The organism is Solirhodobacter olei, assembly GCF_004010155.1.
GTDB classification, from domain to species: domain Bacteria; phylum Pseudomonadota; class Alphaproteobacteria; order Rhodobacterales; family Rhodobacteraceae; genus Solirhodobacter; species Solirhodobacter olei.
Map to the genome: position 1 here is coordinate 1 of NZ_RRYH01000101.1, position 455 is coordinate 455.

1 pseudogene is annotated in these 455 nt (G+C 71.9%); it reads right to left on the reverse strand.

Annotation, left to right across the window (positions count from 1 at the left end):
• A pseudogene (gene tcuB, locus EIP85_RS22955) lies at positions 1 to 455 on the reverse strand (tricarballylate utilization protein TcuB); the annotation flags it as partial.

A 455-nucleotide genomic window follows, 5' to 3' on the forward strand; every position in this document is an offset into this window, starting at 1 on the left:
CCAGGGCCGCCCCCGTCGAGGTATCGTAGCGTCGCGGCGTCGTGGGTGGCGCGGGGCAGGTCGAACCCGGCGTCGCGCCCGATCTCGGCGCGAAAGGCCCGGAGGCTCAGCGCGAGCGCGAGCAGCGCGTAGAGGCCAAGCGCGCCGAAGAGCCACGCCATCGCGGCATGCGGCATGAGGCGGTAGAACCGTCCGTCGTTGGCGAAGAGGGCGCCGGGATCACTGACCCAGACCGTGCCGGCGATGAAGGCCGCAGCGCAAATCGCGACCGCCACGGCCACCGCGAGCCCGTTGCGCGCGAAGAGCGGCGCGAGCGCCCGGGGCCAAGCGTATCGGGCGTAGCTTTCGGCCCGGACGCGGGCGAGCGTCGCCGGCACGTTGACCGCAAACTCATGTGGCGGCGCAAACTGGCATTCCACGTAGCAGGCGCCGCAGTTGTGGCAGAGATTGGCGAG